The sequence below is a fragment of the Micrococcus sp. KRD096 genome (assembly GCF_017168495.1).
GTDB lineage: Bacteria > Actinomycetota > Actinomycetes > Actinomycetales > Micrococcaceae > Micrococcus > Micrococcus luteus.
Genome location: NZ_JABFAY010000002.1, coordinates 85,662 through 102,162 on the forward strand (window position 1 = coordinate 85,662; position 16,501 = coordinate 102,162).

General features: G+C 73.2%; 19 protein-coding genes and 1 other RNA gene. 15 read left to right on the forward strand and 5 right to left on the reverse strand.

From position 1 onward, the window contains the following. Positions 1–225: 225 nt before the first annotated feature. The 15 genes from J1M41_RS00640 to ssrA all read left to right on the forward strand — a co-directional run bounded on the left by J1M41_RS00640 (position 226) and on the right by ssrA (position 12,045). Complete coding sequence (locus J1M41_RS00640; RefSeq protein WP_010079081.1) at positions 226–1,452, forward strand: CpaF family protein; 1,227 nt, start codon at positions 226–228, stop codon at positions 1,450–1,452. Next, a complete protein-coding gene (locus J1M41_RS00645; protein WP_010079080.1) occupies positions 1,452–2,309 on the forward strand; it encodes a type II secretion system F family protein in 858 nt (285 codons plus the stop codon). The genes J1M41_RS00640 and J1M41_RS00645 overlap by 1 nt, the downstream gene beginning before the upstream one ends. Continuing rightward, entirely contained in the window at positions 2,306–3,247 is a 942-nt protein-coding gene (locus J1M41_RS00650) for a type II secretion system F family protein (RefSeq protein WP_041104286.1), read from the forward strand. Before J1M41_RS00645 ends, J1M41_RS00650 begins: the two co-directional genes overlap by 4 nt. 87 nt (positions 3,248–3,334) lie before the next feature. Beyond that, positions 3,335–3,541, forward strand: coding sequence for a hypothetical protein (locus J1M41_RS00655; protein WP_010079078.1), 207 nt, complete (start codon positions 3,335–3,337; stop codon positions 3,539–3,541). Between the two features lie 2 nt (positions 3,542–3,543). Beyond that, complete coding sequence (locus tag J1M41_RS00660) at positions 3,544–3,972, forward strand: TadE/TadG family type IV pilus assembly protein (protein ID WP_036381779.1); 429 nt, start codon at positions 3,544–3,546, stop codon at positions 3,970–3,972. Continuing rightward, positions 3,956–4,384, forward strand: a complete 429-nt coding sequence (locus J1M41_RS00665; RefSeq protein WP_036313982.1) for a hypothetical protein — start codon at positions 3,956–3,958, stop codon at positions 4,382–4,384. Before J1M41_RS00660 ends, J1M41_RS00665 begins: the two co-directional genes overlap by 17 nt. Continuing rightward, a complete protein-coding gene (locus J1M41_RS00670) occupies positions 4,384–4,842 on the forward strand; it encodes a Tad domain-containing protein (protein ID WP_036381775.1) in 459 nt (152 codons plus the stop codon). Before J1M41_RS00665 ends, J1M41_RS00670 begins: the two co-directional genes overlap by 1 nt. Then, positions 4,839–5,573: an alpha/beta fold hydrolase gene (locus tag J1M41_RS00675; RefSeq protein ID WP_049147203.1), complete on the forward strand. Its 735-nt coding sequence runs from the start codon at positions 4,839–4,841 to the stop codon at positions 5,571–5,573. The genes J1M41_RS00670 and J1M41_RS00675 overlap by 4 nt, the downstream gene beginning before the upstream one ends. A 12-nt stretch (positions 5,574–5,585) precedes the next feature. Continuing rightward, a complete protein-coding gene (gene prfB, locus J1M41_RS00680) occupies positions 5,586–6,707 on the forward strand; it encodes a peptide chain release factor 2 (RefSeq protein ID WP_012750800.1) in 1,122 nt (373 codons plus the stop codon). Between the two features lie 217 nt (positions 6,708–6,924). Continuing rightward, positions 6,925–7,992 (forward strand): 2,3-butanediol dehydrogenase, encoded by a 1,068-nt coding sequence (locus J1M41_RS00685; RefSeq protein ID WP_036337775.1) that lies wholly within the window; start codon positions 6,925–6,927, stop codon positions 7,990–7,992. Between the two features lie 189 nt (positions 7,993–8,181). Continuing rightward, positions 8,182–9,390: an acetyl-CoA C-acetyltransferase gene (locus tag J1M41_RS00690; RefSeq protein ID WP_206450938.1), complete on the forward strand. Its 1,209-nt coding sequence runs from the start codon at positions 8,182–8,184 to the stop codon at positions 9,388–9,390. 31 nt (positions 9,391–9,421) lie between these two features. Further along, positions 9,422–10,231 (forward strand): CoA transferase subunit A, encoded by an 810-nt coding sequence (locus tag J1M41_RS00695; protein WP_129866798.1) that lies wholly within the window; start codon positions 9,422–9,424, stop codon positions 10,229–10,231. Further along, positions 10,228–10,893: a CoA transferase subunit B gene (locus J1M41_RS00700; RefSeq protein ID WP_036381762.1), complete on the forward strand. Its 666-nt coding sequence runs from the start codon at positions 10,228–10,230 to the stop codon at positions 10,891–10,893. The genes J1M41_RS00695 and J1M41_RS00700 overlap by 4 nt, the downstream gene beginning before the upstream one ends. Positions 10,894–11,022: 129 nt before the next feature. Next, positions 11,023–11,538, forward strand: a complete 516-nt coding sequence (gene smpB, locus J1M41_RS00705) for an SsrA-binding protein SmpB (protein WP_044659238.1) — start codon at positions 11,023–11,025, stop codon at positions 11,536–11,538. 135 nt (positions 11,539–11,673) lie between these two features. Continuing rightward, positions 11,674–12,045, forward strand: a transfer-messenger RNA (tmRNA) gene (gene ssrA, locus J1M41_RS00710). Positions 12,046–12,124: 79 nt separating this feature from the next. Here the strand turns inward: ssrA and J1M41_RS00715 are convergent. The 5 genes from J1M41_RS00715 to aroA all read right to left on the reverse strand — a co-directional run. Beyond that, complete coding sequence (locus J1M41_RS00715; protein WP_041104299.1) at positions 12,125–12,571, reverse strand: CrcB family protein; 447 nt, start codon at positions 12,569–12,571, stop codon at positions 12,125–12,127. Further along, a complete protein-coding gene (locus J1M41_RS00720) occupies positions 12,568–13,053 on the reverse strand; it encodes a CrcB family protein (protein WP_041104301.1) in 486 nt (161 codons plus the stop codon). Before J1M41_RS00720 ends, J1M41_RS00715 begins: the two co-directional genes overlap by 4 nt. 77 nt (positions 13,054–13,130) lie before the next feature. Next, the gene (hisN, locus tag J1M41_RS00725; protein ID WP_041104303.1) at positions 13,131–13,970 is read right to left on the reverse strand and encodes a histidinol-phosphatase; all 840 of its coding nucleotides are present in this window, start codon (positions 13,968–13,970) and stop codon (positions 13,131–13,133) included. A 29-nt stretch (positions 13,971–13,999) separates the two neighbouring features. Next, complete coding sequence (rsgA, locus tag J1M41_RS00730; protein WP_044659234.1) at positions 14,000–15,100, reverse strand: ribosome small subunit-dependent GTPase A; 1,101 nt, start codon at positions 15,098–15,100, stop codon at positions 14,000–14,002. Continuing rightward, positions 15,100–16,501: 3-phosphoshikimate 1-carboxyvinyltransferase (aroA, locus tag J1M41_RS00735; protein ID WP_241247531.1), on the reverse strand; the 1,402-nt coding region annotated here is incomplete at its 5' end. The genes rsgA and aroA, both read right to left, overlap by 1 nt.

Below are 16,501 nucleotides of genomic sequence, written 5' to 3' on the forward strand. Positions count from 1 at the left end.
CTCCTGAGACCGGCGACCGGCCCGTCCGGCCGCCTGGGGACGACCCTGCCACGGCCTGATGGCGGTTCGGGCGGCCTGTGGACAACTCCCCGTCGAACGGGACCGCCGCCACGTTGTCCACAGTCATGGTGTCCTGGACCACACGCATCGACGGAACGGGGTATCTTCCTGATCGAGACATGTGCGGCGCTGGGGATGGCGCCGAATCGGGCACAGGAGGGACACATGGATGCGGTGCGCATTCTCGAGGACGAGATCCGGGAGATCGTCCGGCGGCAGGGCATCGACCCGCAGCGTGAGCACGCCCGGGTCCTGACGCTCATCCAGGACGCGGCCGCGGACTACGAGTCCCGCGCGATGGTCAGCTCGCTGCCGGACCTGGAGGATCCCGTGGCGGCGCGGCAGGACCTGTTCGACCGCATCGCGGGCCTCGGGCCGCTCCAGCGGCTCATGGACGATCCCTCCGTGGAGGAGATCTGGCTGAACGCGCCGGACGCCGTCTACTGCGCGCGGTCCGGCCGCTCCGAGCTGACGGGCATCGTCCTGACCGAGGAGGAGGTGCAGGACCTCGTCGAAGTCATGTTGAAGTCCTCGGGCCGGCGGCTGGACCTGTCGATGCCGTTCGTCGACGCGGCCCTGCCAGACGGTTCGCGCCTGCACGTGGCCATCCCCGACATCACGCGGCGGCACTGGGCCGTGAACATCCGGAAGTTCATCGCCCGGGCGCGCCGGCTGGACGACCTCGTCCGGGGCGGTTCCCTCACTCCGACGGCGGCCCGCTTCCTGGACGCGGCCGTGGACGCGGGCATGAACATCCTCGTCAGCGGGGCCACCCAGGCGGGCAAGACCACCCTGCTCAACTGCCTGGCTTCGGCCATCGGCCCGCGGGAGCGGGTGATCACCGTGGAGGAGATCTTCGAGCTGCAGATCCCGGTGCGCGACGTCGTCGGGCTGCAGTGCCGCCAGCCGAACCTGGAGGGCCACGGCGAGATCCCGCTGCGTCGCCTCGTCAAGGAGGCGCTGCGGATGCGCCCGGACCGCCTGATCGTCGGCGAGGTGCGCGAGGCCGAGGCGCTGGACATGCTCGTCGCTCTGAACTCCGGCCTGGCCGGCATGTGCACGATCCACGCGAACTCGGCCGCGGACGCGCTCACGAAGCTCTGCACGCTGCCGCTGCTGGCCGGGGAGAACATCTCCCGGGACTTCGTCGTCCCGACGGTCGCCACGTGCATCGACGTCGTCGTGCACTGCGAGCGCGACCGTCAGGGCCGCCGGCGGGTGCGGGAGATCCTCACCGTCGGCTCACGGGTGGAGGGCGGGGTCATCGAGACGTCGGCGCTCTTCCAGCGTGACGCCGAGGGCGACCTGCGCCTCAACGAGGGTGCGAACCTGGAGTTCGAGGCGCTCGCCCGTCGCGGCGTGGACGTCCACGAGCTGGTGGGGCTGCGCTGATGGCCGCGCTGCTGGGGCTCGCGCTCGGCTGCGGCCTGTTCCTGCTGTGGTGGTCCCTCTGGTCCCCTCCCACGGAGAAACCCGGGGCCGCCCGCCCCGACTCGCGCCTGCGTGTGCTGATCGCCCAGTCCGGCATCCAGCGTCTCAGCCCGGCCGGCGTCGTGTCCGCCATGGCCGTCGGCGGTCTCGTGGTCGGGCTGCTCGTCCTGTCGCTGACCAGTACGTGGACCATCGCCGCGTGCTTCGCCGTCTTCGGCGCGGCCGTGCCCTGGCTGCTGTTGTCCTGGCAGGCCCGCCGGCGGTCCACGGCACTGCGCGAGCTGTGGCCGGACGCGATCGACCACGCCCGGTCGGCCATCCGCGCGGGCCTGACTCTCCCGGAGGCGCTCATCCAGCTCGGGGAGACCGGGCCGGAGGGGCTGCGCGAGCCGTTCCAGCAGTTCGCCCGGGACTACCGGGCCGGAGCCCGCTTCGTGGACGCACTGGACCGGCTCAAGGCCCGGATGGCCGACCCCGTCGCGGACCGCCTGGTGGTCTCGCTGCGCCTGACCCGCGAGGTCGGCGGCGCCGACATCGGCCGTCTGCTGCAGACCCTCTCCGAGTTCCTCCGGCAGGACGCCCGCATCCGCGCCGAGCTCGAGGCCCGGCAGTCGTGGACCGTGAACGCGGCCCGGTTGGCGGTGTGCGCCCCGTGGCTCGTGCTCCTGCTGCTGGGGACCCAGCCCGCCGCGGTCGCGGCCTACCGGTCCGCCGCCGGCGGGGCCGTGCTCCTCGCCGGCATGGTGGCCTCCGTCGTCTGCTACCGCGTCATGCTCCGCATCGGCGCGCTGCCCCGGGAGAAGCGGGTGTTCGCATGACGTCCGCGCTGATCTGGGCCGCGCTCCTGGGCCTCACCCTCGGGGCGGGACTGCTCCTCATCCTGGTCACCCAGCCGGTGGGCTGGCGCCCCAGCCTCGAGCAACGGGTCGAACCGCAGCTGCGCCACCACATCCCGGCCTCCCGCCTCCTCGAGGAGGAACGTGCGGGCGCCTCACCCTGGGGAGCGTGGGGACGCATCCTCGATCCCGTGGTGCAGGCCGGAGTCGGCTGGGTCCAGCGCATCTCCCCGGGCGGGGTGGCGCTCGACCGCAAGCTGGCCGCCGCGGGGCTCGCGGTCACGTCGACGGACTTCCGTGCCCAGCAGGTCCTGAGCGGAGCCGCGGGGGCCGCCGTGGCGGCCGTCCTCGCGCTCAGCCTCACCGTCACGGGCCGCGTGCCGGTGATCACGGGGGTCGCCCTCGTGATCGCCGGCGGCATGGCCGGGTTCCTGCTCCGGGAGCAGCTGCTCTCCCTGCGGGTGCGACGGCGGCGCGAGGCCATCCTCTCCGAGTTCCCGTCCGTGGCCGAGCTGTTCGCGCTCTCGGTGGGCGCGGGGGAGAGCGCCGCCGGAGCGCTCGAACGCATCGCGGGGACGGCGCGCGGGGAGCTGGCCGGCGAGTTCCGCACCACGCTCGCCGACATGCGTGCCGGGGCGTCGCTGTCCGCGGCGCTCAAGGCCATGGGACGGCGCGTGCAGCTGGCCCCCGTCGAACGGTTCATCGGGGGCGTGCTCATCGCGCTCGACCGCGGCACGCCCCTCGCCGACGTCCTGCGCGCGCAGGCCCAGGACGTGCGTGAGATGGGTCGCCGCGAGCTCATGGAGGCCGCCGGCCGGAAGGAGATACAGATGATGGTGCCCCTCGTGTTCGGCATCCTCCCGCTCACGGTGATCTTCGCCGTCTTCCCCGGCATCTCCCTGATGCGCCTGGGGTTCTGAAGACCCACAACTGAATAGTCCATCCATCCACCCACGATCACCATCCACTCCGGCCGCACGGGCGGCCGGCCACCCGAGGAGGGGACCATGCTCCACCACCACGCCATCACCGTCCTGGCCGCCCTGCGCGCCCTCATCCACGACGACGTCCGCGACGAGCGCGGCGACGTCCCCGGCTGGGTGATGATCACCCTCATGTCCGCCGTGCTCGTGGCCGGCCTGCTGGCCCTCGCCCTGCCGGCGCTCCAGGGACTGTTCAACCAGGCCATCTCCCAGGTGTCCCAGGGCGGCTGAGCATGCCCCGGGGTGCTGCCCACGGCGCGCAGGCGCCCCGTGGCGGCCACACGGGTGTCCGCTGGCGGGACGACCGGGGCGCCGCGGTGGCCGAGTCCACCATGGTGATGACCCTGGTCGTCCTGCTCTTCGCGGCGCTGCTCCAGGCCGGCGTCGTGATCCACACGCGCAACGTGATGATCGACGCCGCCTCCGCCGGCGCCCGGTACGGGGCGCTCGCGGACCGGAGCCCCGAGGACGGCGTCCAGCGGGCTCGGGAGCTGCTCTCGGCCGGCGTGCCCGGCCAGTCCGGGGCCGACGTCGCCGCGGAGCTCACCAGCCAGGACGGGGTCCCGGTCCTGCGCGTCACGGTCTCGAGCTCGCTGCCCGGCCTGGGGTTCCTGCCGGGCCCGATCCCCGTGGAGGTGAGCGGTCATGCGTTCCGTCAATGACGTCCGCGACGAGCGGGGAGCGGCCACGGTCGAATTCCTGGGCCTCACCCTCGTCCTGTTGATCCCCGTGGTGTACCTGATGATCTACGTCTCCCAGGTCCAGGCCGCGGCGTTCGCCTCGGTCGCCGCCGCTGACCAGGCCGTCAAGGCCGTGGTCGCCGAGGCTGATCACCCCAGCGCAGGCGCCGCCCACGCCACCGTCGAGCTCACGCTGGCCGACTACGGCGTGGGCGCCGGCCAGTACGACCTGACCGTCGGCTGCGATCAGGGCGGCTGTGGCACGCTCGAACCGGGCGAGGTCGTCGCCGTGCGGGTGGACGTGGGGGTGCCCGTCCCTCTCACGCCGGCAGCGTGGTCGCTGACCCCCGTGACGGTGGGTTCCGACGCCCGGCAGACTGTGCCGAGGTTCTGATGCGCCGCCGCCTCACCGCTCGCCTGGGTCACGACGACGGGCAGACCACCGTCCTCACCGTCGGCCTGTGCGCCGTGCTCGTGGCCCTCATGCTGGTCATGCTCGCGGTCACCACCGTGCAGTTGCAGCACCGCCGCCTGCAGTCGCTCGCGGACTCGGCCGCCATCGCCGGGGCAGAGGAGCTCGGCTTCCGGCTGGGGGAGGACCCGGGCGTCGTGCTCTCCGACGACGACGTCGCCGCCTCCGCCAGCGCACACCTCGCGGCCGTCGGTGCCCAGGAGGCCGTGCCCGGGCTCGGCGGGATGAACGCCCGCGTGGCCGACGACGGCACCACCGTCGTCGTCACCCTCGACGCCCGGGCCGATCTGTTCGCCATGACCGGCCCGTTCGCGGGGACACTGCCCCTGTCGGTCCCCCTCGAGGCGACGGGCAGCAGTCGCACTAGCCTGGCCCGGTGATCCGCTTCCTCCACGGCATCGGTGGCCGGCCCGCCCACTTCGAGCCCCTTGCTGACGCCCTCGGCGCCGTGGCCGACCTCGCCGCCTCGCCCGCCCTGCCCGGCCACCCGGGCACGGACGCCGGCGGTCAGGGCCGCCCCCGGGCCGCACGGCCGGCGACCGATGCGGACCCCGTCCTCGACGCCGCCCGCACCTGGGCGGCGCAGGCCGGCCCCGTGCCGGGGCTGCTGATCGGCCACAGCACGGGCGGGGTCATCGCGCTGCGCGCCGTCGCCGACGGGCTGGTGCGGCCCCGCGCCCTCGTGGTCATCGACTCGAACGTCCCGGTGACGGACACCGCCCTGGCCGCCCGGGCGGCCAAGGCCCGCCTCGCCGCCCGCCCGGACTGGCGGAGCGTGCTCCGCGCCTCGCTCGCGCGGGACCTCCTCGTCCCGGAGCCGTGGCGCGAGCGGATCCTGACCGACCTGGACGCCACGCCGGACCATCCGATGCGCGAGCTCTGGGCCGCCGTCCTCGCCGCGGACACCCGTGCCCTCTGGGCCGGCATCACCGTCCCGACGCTATACGTGCGCAGCACCCGGGACGTCCACCAACGGGACCTGGACGCGGTCACGCAGCACGCCACCGTCGTCGATGTCAGCACGGGCCACTGGCCGCACGTCACGGAGCCCGAGGCCGTCGCGGCGGCGATCCGCCGCTGGCACACGACCGGCGTCCACCCCACGCGGTAGGCTGGCCGAATCATGGCTGACACTGACTTCTCCGCGGAGATCGACTCCCTGCGCCACACCCTGGCCTCCATCGAGCAGGTCTCGGACCTCGACCGCATCAAGGCGGACATCGCCGAACTGGAGCAGCAGGCCTCCGCACCGGACCTCTGGGACGACCCGGAGGAGGCCCAGAAGGTCACCTCCAAGCTCTCCCACCGTCAGACGGATCTCAAGCGCATCACCTCCCTGGAGAGCCGCATCGAGGACCTGGAGACCATGGTCGAGCTCGCCGCGGAGGAGGACGAGCCCTCCCTCCTCGACGACGCGAACCAGGAGCTGACCTCCATCCGCAAGGCCCTGGAGGAACTCGAGGTCGTCACGCTGCTCAGCGGCGAGTACGACCAGCGCGACGCCGTCGTGACCATCCGCGCGGGCGCCGGCGGCGTGGACGCGGCCGACTTCGCCGAGACCCTCATGCGCATGTACCTGCGCTGGGCCGAGCAGCGCGGCTGGTCCACCAAGGTCATGGACACCTCCTACGCGGAGGAGGCCGGCCTGAAGTCCGTCACCTTCGAGGTCAACGCGCCCTTCGCGTTCGGCACCCTCTCCGTGGAGGCCGGCACGCACCGCCTCGTGCGCATCAGCCCCTTCGACAACCAGGGCCGCCGCCAGACGTCCTTCGCGGCGGTCGAGGTGGTGCCGCTGATCGAGTCGGACGACTCCATCGAGATCCCCGAGTCCGAGATCAAGGTGGACGTGTTCCGCTCCTCGGGCCCCGGCGGCCAGTCCGTGAACACCACGGACTCCGCCGTCCGCATGACGCACCTGCCCACCGGCATCGTCGTGTCCATGCAGAACGAGAAGTCGCAGATCCAGAACCGTGCCGCCGCCCTGCGTGTGCTCCAGTCCCGCCTGCTGCTGCTGCGCAAGGCCGAGGAGGACGCGAAGAAGAAGGAGATGGCCGGCGACGTCAAGGCGTCCTGGGGCGACCAGATGCGCTCCTACGTGCTGAACCCGTACCAGATGGTCAAGGACCTGCGCACGGGCCACGAGGAGGGCAACCCCTCCTCCGTGTTCGACGGCCACATCGACGATTTCGTGGACGCCGGGATCCGCTGGCGCGCCGAGCAGGTCAAGGCCGCCCAGGAGGACTGAGCTCCGCGGCGGGGCCCCGTCGCCTGGGCCACCACGACGCCGGCCCGCACCTCCGCAGCGAGGCGCGGGCCGGCGTCGTCGTTCAGGCCCCACTGGGGCCGCGGGCCTGGCCCGGCAGACCGGCCTGGTGGGATGCTCGAAGCACCGGGGCGGGCGCCCCCGCGCATCGGCCCGGCACCCGACTACGTCCCCACTCAGGAGGTCGACCAGCATGACCATGCGCGCCGCACGTTGGCACGGCAAGAAGGACATCCGCATCGAGGAGATCGACTCGCCCTCGGCCGGTCCGGGGCAGGTCCTCGTGGACGTCGCGTGGTGCGGCATCTGCGGCACGGACCTGCACGAGTACCTCGAGGGCCCGATCTTCATCCCGCCGGCCGGGCACCCGCACCCGATCTCCGGTGACGCCGCCCCCGTCACGCTCGGCCACGAGATGTCCGGCACCGTCGCCGCCCTGGGCGAGGGCGTCACGGACCTCGAGGTCGGCCAGAAGGTCGTCGTGGAGCCGTACATCGTGCGCGAGGAGGACCGGGACCGACCGGACTACAACCTCGCGCCGGACATGAACTTCATCGGTCTGGGCGGCGACGGCGGTGGACTGGCCGAGCAGATCGCGGTGCAGCGCCGCTGGGTCCACCCGGTGGCCGACTCCGTGCCCCTCGACCAGGCCGCGCTCATCGAGCCGCTCTCGGTGGCCCACCACGCGTGGGTGCGGGCCGGCTCCCCGACGTCGGGCGTGGCCGTGATCGGCGGCGCCGGCCCCATCGGGGCGCTCACCGCGGCCGTGCTCAAGGGCAAGGGCCTGACGGTGTACGTCTCCGAGCTCTCGGAGCTGCGGCGGCAGAAGGTGCTCGAGGCCGGCGTGGTGGACGAGGCCTTCGACCCGCGCGAGGTGGACGTGCCCGCCAAGATCCGCGAACTGCACGACGGCCAGGGCGCGGACGTGGGCTTCGAGTGCACCTCGGTGGATGTGGTGCTGGACATGCTGCTGGACGCGGTGCGTCCCGGCGGCGTCATCGTCAACGAGTCCATCTGGGGTCACGAGCCCGCCGTGGCCCTGCACAAGCTGGTGCTCAAGGAGATCGACCTGCGCGGCACGATCGCGTACGCGAACGACCACGCAGACACCATCCGCATGGTCGAGGACGGTGCCGTGGACCTCGCGCCGTTCATCACCGGCAAGATCGGCCTCGACGACCTGGTCGACCGGGGCTTCGAGACCCTCATCCACCACAACGAGACGGCCGTGAAGATCCTCGTCTCGCCGACCGGCCAGGGTCTCTGAGGCTCCGGCCCGACCCCCGGACGTCCCGACGACGGCCCGCGCCCGCAGCCGGCGGGTGCGGGCCGTCGGGTCCCTGCACCGCGGCGCGCCGTCATGGATGCGTCGTCGCCTGGCGCGCCTGTGACCGGGGTCATAGACTGCATTTGAGTGAATCGTGATGAACCCAGTTGAACGTCCCAGGAGGACCGCATGACCGCCGAGCTGCCCCAGCCTCAGCCCACCGACGCCGTGATCGTGGGCGGTGCCCGCACGCCCTTCACCCGTCTGCTCTCGCAGCAGGCCGACCTGTGCGCCGTGGACCTGGGTGCCCACGCGATCACGCACGCGCTCGAGCGCGCCGGCGTGGCCTCCGAGGACGTGGACATGGTCTACATGGGCCAGGTCGTGCAGGCCGGCGCGGGCCAGAACCCGGCCCGCCAGTCCGCGCTCGCCGCGGGCATCCCGTGGAACGTCCCGGCCATGACGATCAACAAGGTGTGCCTGTCCGGCCTCACCGCCGTGATCGACGCCGCCCGTCTCATCCGCCTCGGCGAGGCGGACGTGGTGGTGGCCGGCGGTCAGGAGTCCATGACCAACGCCCCGCACCTGCTGCCCGGCGCGCGCAAGGGCTTCAAGTACGGCCCGGCCACCATGCTCGACGCCGTCGCGTGGGACGGCCTCACCGACTCCCTGAGCCACGAGGCCATGGGCGAGCTGACCGAGTCCGGCAACGGCGAGCGGAACATCGCCCGCGCCGAGCAGGACGAGGTCGCCGCGGCCTCGCACCAGCGGGCCGCCCGGGCCCAGTCCGAGGGCGTCTTCGAGGGCGAGATCGCCCCGGTGGAGGTGCCGCAGCGCAAGGGCGACCCGCTGGTCGTCTCCCAGGACGAAGGGGTCCGACCGGACACGACCGCCGAGTCGCTGGGCGCCCTGCGCCCGGCGTTCGCGAAGGACGGCACCATCACGGCCGGCAACTCCTCGCCCCTGTCCGACGGCGCCGCCGCCCTCGTGGTGACCTCGCGGGCCTTCGCCGAGGAGAAGGGCCTGACGATCCTCGCCACGGTGGGCGCACCCGGCCAGACCGCCGGCCCGGACAGCTCGCAGCTGCACTCGCAGCCTTCGGACGCGATCGCCGCGGCGGTGCGGAAGCAGGGCTGGGACGTGGCCGACCTTGACTTCATCGAGATCAACGAGGCGTTCGGCGCGGTGGCCGTGCAGTCCCTGCGCGACCTCGGCTACCCGCACGAGAAGACCAACATCCACGGCGGCGCCATCGCCCTGGGCCACCCGATCGGCGCCTCCGGCGCCCGGCTGGCCCTGCACGCCGCCCTCGAGCTCGACCGGCGCGACGGCGGCCGCGCGGCCGTCTCGCTCTGCGGCGGCGGCGGCCAGGGCGAGGCCCTGATCCTCTTCCGCTGACAGACCGCCCCTGACAGAAAGGACCCCGGACATGGCTCTCGACAAGACCGTGGCCACGCCCGCCGAGGCGGTGGCGGACGTGCCGGACGGCGCGTCCCTGGCCGTCGGCGGCTTCGGGCTCTCCGGCAACCCCGTGCAGCTCATCGAGGCCCTGCTCGAGCAGGGCGCCACGGACCTGTCCGTCGTCTCCAACAACTGCGGCGTGGACGGCTGGGGCCTGGGCATCCTGCTCGGCGCGCGCCGGCTGCGGAAGATGACCTCCTCCTATGTGGGGGAGAACAAGGAGTTCGCCCGCCAGTACCTCAAGGGCGAGCTCGAGGTGGAGCTCGTCCCGCAGGGCACCCTCGCGGAGAAGCTCCGCGCCGGCGGCGCCGGCATCCCGGCGTTCTACACCCGCTCCGGCGTCGGCACCCAGGTGGCCGAAGGCGGCCTGCCCATGCGCTACGACGCGGACGGCACCGTGGTGAAGTCCTCGCAGGCCAAGCCCACGGACACGTTCGTGCTCGGCGAGGGCTACCTCAGCCAGACCCCGGACGAGCCCGAGACCTATGTGCTCGAACGCTCCATCGTCACCGACTTCTCCCTCGTGCACGCGTGGAAGGGCGACCGCCACGGCAACCTCGTGTTCCGCAAGGCCACCCGCCAGTTCGGCCCGCCCGCGGCCATGGCCGGCCGCGTGTGCATCGCGCAGGTGGAGGAGCTCGTCGAGCCCGGCGAGATCGACCCGGATGACGTGCACCTGCCCGGTGTCTTCGTGCACCGGATCGTGGAGGTCGGCACGGACATCGAGAAGCGGATCGAGAAGCGCACCGTGCGCGCATCGGGGGAGGAGCAGGCATGAGCGAGCAGACCACCGGGCGCCCCCGGGGCCTGAGCCGCGACCAGATGGCGGCCCGCGCCGCGCAGGAGCTGCCGGACGGCGCCTACGTCAACCTCGGCATCGGCATGCCCACGCTGATCCCCAACCACATCCCCGCCGGGCGGTCCGTGGTGCTGCAGTCCGAGAACGGCATCCTCGGCACGGGCCCGTACCCCACGGAGGACGCCGTGGACCCGGACCTGATCAACGCGGGCAAGGAGACCGTCACCGTGAACCCGGGGGCGTCCTTCTTCGACTCCGCGCTGAGCTTCGGCATGATCCGCGGCGGCAAGATCGACGTCGCCGTCCTGGGCGGCATGGAGGTCTCCGCCGCGGGCGACCTGGCCAACTGGATGGTGCCCGGCAAGATGGTCAAGGGCATGGGCGGTGCGATGGACCTCGTCCACGGCGCCGGCCGCGTGATCGTCATGATGGATCACGTGTCCAAGGACGGCACCCCCAAGATCGTCGACCAGTGCACCCTGCCGCTGACCGGCCGCGCCGTCGTCGACCGCATCATCACGGACCTGGCCGTGATCGACGTCGTCGGCACCCCGGAACAGCCCCGCCTGGCGCTCGTGGAGACCGCGCCCGGCATCACCGAGGAGCAGGTCCGCGCGCTCACCGGCGCGCCGCTGGACTGAGCCGACGACGCCGCCCCGCGGCCCCGGCGCACCGCCTCGGCGGGCATCGGGCCGGCACGGGATAGACTGGACGGCCGCGCCCTGATCGGGGCGCGGCCGTCGCCGTGGACGCTGGAAGGACGTGAGGCCATGGGCAAGAACAGCAAGGGCAAGGCCGCCAAGCAGCCGGCCCCCGGCGAGCGCCAGGTGATCGCCAACAACAAGAAGGCGCGCCACGACTACACCATCCTCGACACGTACGAGGCCGGCATGGTGCTCACCGGCACCGAGGTGAAGTCGCTGCGCGAGGGCAAGGCCTCGCTCGTGGACGGCTTCGCGGTCTTCTACCGGGACGAGCTGTGGCTCGAGCAGGTCTACATCCCGGAGTACCTCAACGGCTCGTGGACCAACCACGCCGCCCGCCGCCGCCGCAAGCTGCTGCTGCACCGCGCCGAGCTGACGAAGATCTCCCGCCAGATCCAGGATCCGGGCCTGACCATCGTGCCGCTGTCCCTGTACTTCCTGAACGGGCGCGTGAAGGTGGAGATCGGCGTCGCGCGCGGCAACCGCGAATACGACAAGCGGCACAAGCTGCGCGAGCAGCAGGACAACCGCGAGGCCCAGCGGGCCATGCGGATGCGCAACCGGCGCGCCGGCGTGGCCTGAGCGCGGTGGACCCCTTGGGAATGCCTCGGGGGCGTGCTACGTTGTATCTCTCGCAGGGCCGGTTTCAGGACCGGCGGGCCTCGCGCCCTCCGCCTGCAGTGGTGATTGACAACCTCATAGAGGAGTCGCCCCCATGGGGCCGATCGGTTTCGACGGTGTGTGTCGCGTCGGGAGAAGCGGGCCGAGGATGCAGAGTCATCTCGTCAAACGCTCTCTGCAAACCAATAAGTGCCGAATCCAAGCGCACTGACTTCGCTCTCGCTGCCTGATCAGTGATCGAGTCCGTCACCCCGAGGTCGCTGTCGCCTCGGATCGTGGCGTCAGCTAGATAGCCACTGGGCGTCACCCTCGCCGGGGGTCGTGACGCCGACATCAATCCGGCTGGGTCCGGGTTGGCCGCCCGTCTGCGGGACGGCCAGGACCGAGCAACACCCACAGCAGACTGCGCCCGGAGAAGACCTGGCAACACCTCATCGGACGCGGGTTCAATTCCCGCCGGCTCCACTCACCACCACGGGAAGGCCCCGGAATCACCCCGATTCCGGGGCCTTCGTCGTGTCCATGCCGGTGTGCGGCGGCCCGCCCCTCAGCCGGCCAGGACGGCGTGCAGGCCCAGGCCGGCGCCCCAGCCGACGACGACGGCCACCAGCCCCAGCCCCAGATGCGCGGTCCACAGGCGGGCGGCTGTGCCCCATCGACGGGCGAGCGCGGCGTCAGCCGCCTCAGCGGCCACGGTGGACCACGTCCCCAGGGCGAGGCAGAACCCGGACACCACGGCGGACACCGCCGCGACGAGCACGAGCCCCTGCCCGTCGCCCCAGCTCTCGGAGGCGTACACCAGCTCCGGCACGGCCAGGCCGACGGTGACGCCGAGGAGCAGGGCCGCCGTCGTGTTGGCGGTGAGCAGACCCCGGGGGCCGAGCCGGTCGGTCAGGCGCCGGCGCACCAGGGCGCCGAGCGCCCCGCCCGCCGCGAGGCAGGCCAGGAGGGCCACCTGGAGGAGAGCGAAGACCTCGTATCCCGCGCCGCTCATGCGTCCTCCGCCGAACGATCCGTCCCGACCGCGCGCGACCCCGGGGCGCCACCGGCGCGCAGGCCGAGCACGGCCGCCGCCGTCGAGAGTGCAGCCATCAGCGCGAGCACCAGCAGCACCGCTACCGCCGCGGCGAGGACGCCACCCGCCCCGGACGCCGCGGCGCCCAGCCGCACCGGCCACAGCACCAGGGCGACGGCGCTGGAGATGGTGGTGAACGCACCGAGGAAGCCGGTTCCCAGCCCCGCCACCAGGCGTGGACGCCAGTCCGGCCCGCGGCGTCGCGAGGCCGCCCACAGCAGGCCGAGCAGGAACGAGCCGAGCACGTTCACCACGAACAGCGGCAGGGCCTGGACCAGCACGTCGACCGCCCCGAACGCGGCGCCGAACGTGCCGCGGAAGTTGGGCGCCCCGGCCAGCGCGGTCACCGCGTTCATCACCCCCGCACCGCACAGCACGCCCGCGGCACCGCCGAGGGCCACCGCACCCGCAGTGCCGGGCCGGCGATCTGTCCCGCGCCCGCCCCTCCGGTCGGCCGTCGTCTCCCCCCGCACTGCTATCAGGCGCCGCCCTCGGTCTCGTCACCCGCGCGGAGGCGGGCGAGGACGTCGTCGTGGAGCAGGCCGTTCGTGGCCAGCGCGTGCCCGCCGAACGGGCCGTCCTCGCCGTCCAGCGAGGTGAAGCGGCCGCCGGCCTCGCGCACGATCGGCACCAGAGCGGCCATGTCATGCAGCTCGAGCTCGGGCTCGGCCGCGATGTCCACGGCGCCCTCGGCGACGAGCATGTAGGACCAGAAGTCGCCGAAGCCGCGCACGCGCCACACGTCCGAGGTGAGCTGCAGGAACGCGCGGATCGAGCCGCGTTCGCGCCAGCCCTCGATCGAGGAGAAGGACAGCGACGCGTCCTCGACCCGGTCCACGCCGGACACGGTGATCCGCTGAGCACGCGTGAGCGAGGTGCCCGCGAAGGCGCCCTGGCCGGCCGCGGCCCACCAGCGACGGTGCAGGGCGGGGGCGGAGACGACGCCGACGACGGGCTCGCCGTCGATCAGCAGCGCGATGAGGGTGGCCCACACGGGCACGCCGCGCACGAAGTTCTTGGTGCCGTCGATGGGGTCGACCACCCACTGCCGGCCGGAGCGGCTCAGAGATCCGCCGAACTCCTCACCCACGATGCCGTCGCGCGCCCGGGCACGGGACAGGGTCGAGCGGATGGACTCCTCGGCGGCGCGGTCCGCATCCGTGACAGGGGTGAGATCCGGCTTGGTGCTGACCTCGAGGTCCTGGGCCTTGAACCGGGACATCGTGATCGAGTCCACGTTGTCCGCCAGCATGTGGGCCAGCCGCAGGTCCTCCGTGAGGTCGCGGCCGCGGGTCGCAGGGTTCTCAGGTCGCTCCATGCCGCCCACGCTATACCGCGCGGGCCGCCTCAGTCCTCGGACGACGCCGCGTCCTCCGCCCCCGAGGGGGCCAGCCGGTTGCCGAGCAGACGCCGCAGCGAGGCCAGGCGTGCCGCTCCCGAGGGGCCGGCGTGGCCCGCGGCCACCCATGCGTCCAGGCCGCAGCCGGGGGAGTCGGCGGTGTGGGTGCAGCCGCGCGGGCAGTCCGCCAGCCCGCCGGCGAGGTCGTCGAACGCCTCCACCACGCGGTCCGGCTCGACCCAGCCCAGCCCGAAGGACCGGATGCCGGGGGTGTCCACCACCCAGGTGTCCGGCAGGGGGGCGCCGTCGTCGCCCGTCAGCGGCAGTGCGAGCGCGGACGAGGAGGTGTGCCGGCCCCGGCCGGTGACGGCGTTGACGTGGCCGGTGGCCCGTTCCGCGCCGGTGAGCGCGTTCAGCAGCGTGGACTTGCCGACGCCGGAGGGCCCCACGAACGCGCTCGTGTGCCCGATCAGCCGCTCGGCCACCCGGGCCACGAGCGAGGCGTCCAGGGCGGTGTCCCCGGTCTCGGCCTCGAAGGTCGCCGCACCGGAGGTCATCACCTCCAGGTCCAGGGCCTCGTAGTGCGCCACCAGCGCGGCCGGATCACGCAGGTCGGTCTTCGTGATGAGCAGCACCGGGTGGATGCCGGCGTCGTAGCAGGCGACCAGGGCGCGGTCGATGAAGCCGGTCCGGGGCTCCGGATTGGCCGCGGCCACCATGATCACCAGCAGGTCGGCGTTGGCCACCACCACCCGCTCGACCTCGTCCGAGTCGTCCGCCGACCGGCGCAGGACCGTGCTACGCTCCTCGACACGGACGATGCGTGCGAGCGTGCCCTCGTCCCCGGAGAGGTCCCCGACGACGGCCACCCGGTCGCCCGTGGCGATCGGCGTGCGGCGCAGCTCGCGGGCGCGCATCGCCGTGATCCGCTCGTCCAGGCGATCCGGCAGCACCACGGCGTACCGGCCGCGGTCCACCGTGGTGACCATGCCGACCTGCGCATCCTCGTGCTTGGGCCGCTCCTTGGTGCGCGGGCGGGTGCCGCGTTTGGACGGGCGCACCCGGACATCGGACTCGTCCCACGCGGAGGGATCGAGGCGCCGGGCCATCAGCGGGCCTCCTCGGCCGCATCGCCGGGTGCCACGAGCGCGGTCCACAGTGCGGGGAAGTCCGGCATCGTCTTCGCGGTGGTCGCCACGTCCACGATGCCGGTCCCCGGCACGCGCAGGCCGACGACGGCGGCGAAGGTCGCCATCCGGTGGTCGTGGTAGGTCTCGAGGGCGGCGGGCGACAGCGGCCCCGACGCGTCCGTCCCCGGGAAGCCGAGCGTCGTCTCGCCCTCGTCCACGGTGATCCCCAGGCGGGCGGCCTCGGCGGTGAGCGCGGCGAGCCGGTCCGTCTCATGGCCCCGCAGATGGCCGATCCCCGTCAGGCGGGTGGGCCCGGAGGCCAGCAGGGCGAGCGCGGCCGCTGTGGGGGCGAGCTCGGCCGTGTCCGCGATCTCACCGGCGCCGGTGATGCGGGGCGCGCCGTCGTCGTGGACCGCCCCCGTCACCGTGAGCCGGCCGCGGGAGCGGTCCGTGCGGTCGACCGTGAGGGCCACGCTCGCCCCGAACTGCGGCAGGATCCGCCGCCAGCGGTCGCCGATCTGCGTCGTGCGGGTGGGCCAGTCCGGCACCGTCACGGAGCCGCCCGTGGCCACGGCGGCGGCCAGGAAGGGGCCTGCGTTGGACAGGTCCGGCTCGACGGTCGCCTCGTGTGCCGGGATGCGCCCCGGGGCGACGGTCCACGCCCCGGGACCCGTCTCGGCGACGTCCACCTCGAGCGCGCGCAGCACCCCGGCGGTCATCGCGACGTGCTCCGGACTCGGCACGGCCTCCCCGGTGTGCCGCAGCCGGAGACCGCGCGGCATCCCCGCGGCCGCCAGCAGCGCGGCGGACAGGAACTGGGAGGAGCCGGAGGCGTCGACCGCGACCTCCGGCACGTCGCCGTCGGGGGCCACCGTGGCCGCGTCCGCGCGGGTCGTCATCGTGAAGGGCAGGCGACCAGGCTCACCCTCCTCGACGACGGCCACCCCGAGCTGGCGCAGCGCGTCCAGGACCGGGGCCATCGGGCGCAGGCGCGCGCCGGCGTCGCCGTCGAAGCGGACCCGGCCGGGCCGCAGCGCGGCGACGAACGGGACGAAGCGCATGACCGTCCCCGCCAGTCCGCAGTCCACGGTGACATCCCCGGCCAGCGGCTCGCCGACCGGCATCGGATGCACGCGCAGTCCACCGTCGGACAGGGGCTCGAACCGGGCCCCGAGCGCGGTGAGCGCCGTGCGCATCAGCGCCGTGTCCCGCGACTCGAGGACGCCGTGCAGGATGCACGGGCCGTCGGCGAGGGCGGCGAGCACGAGGTGCCGGTTCGTCAGCGACTTCGATCCCGGCAGCCGCACGTCTCCGCGCACCGGGCCGCGCGCCACGGGCGCGGGCCAGGTCTCGGCGGCGTCGGGACGGGGGGCGGGGGAG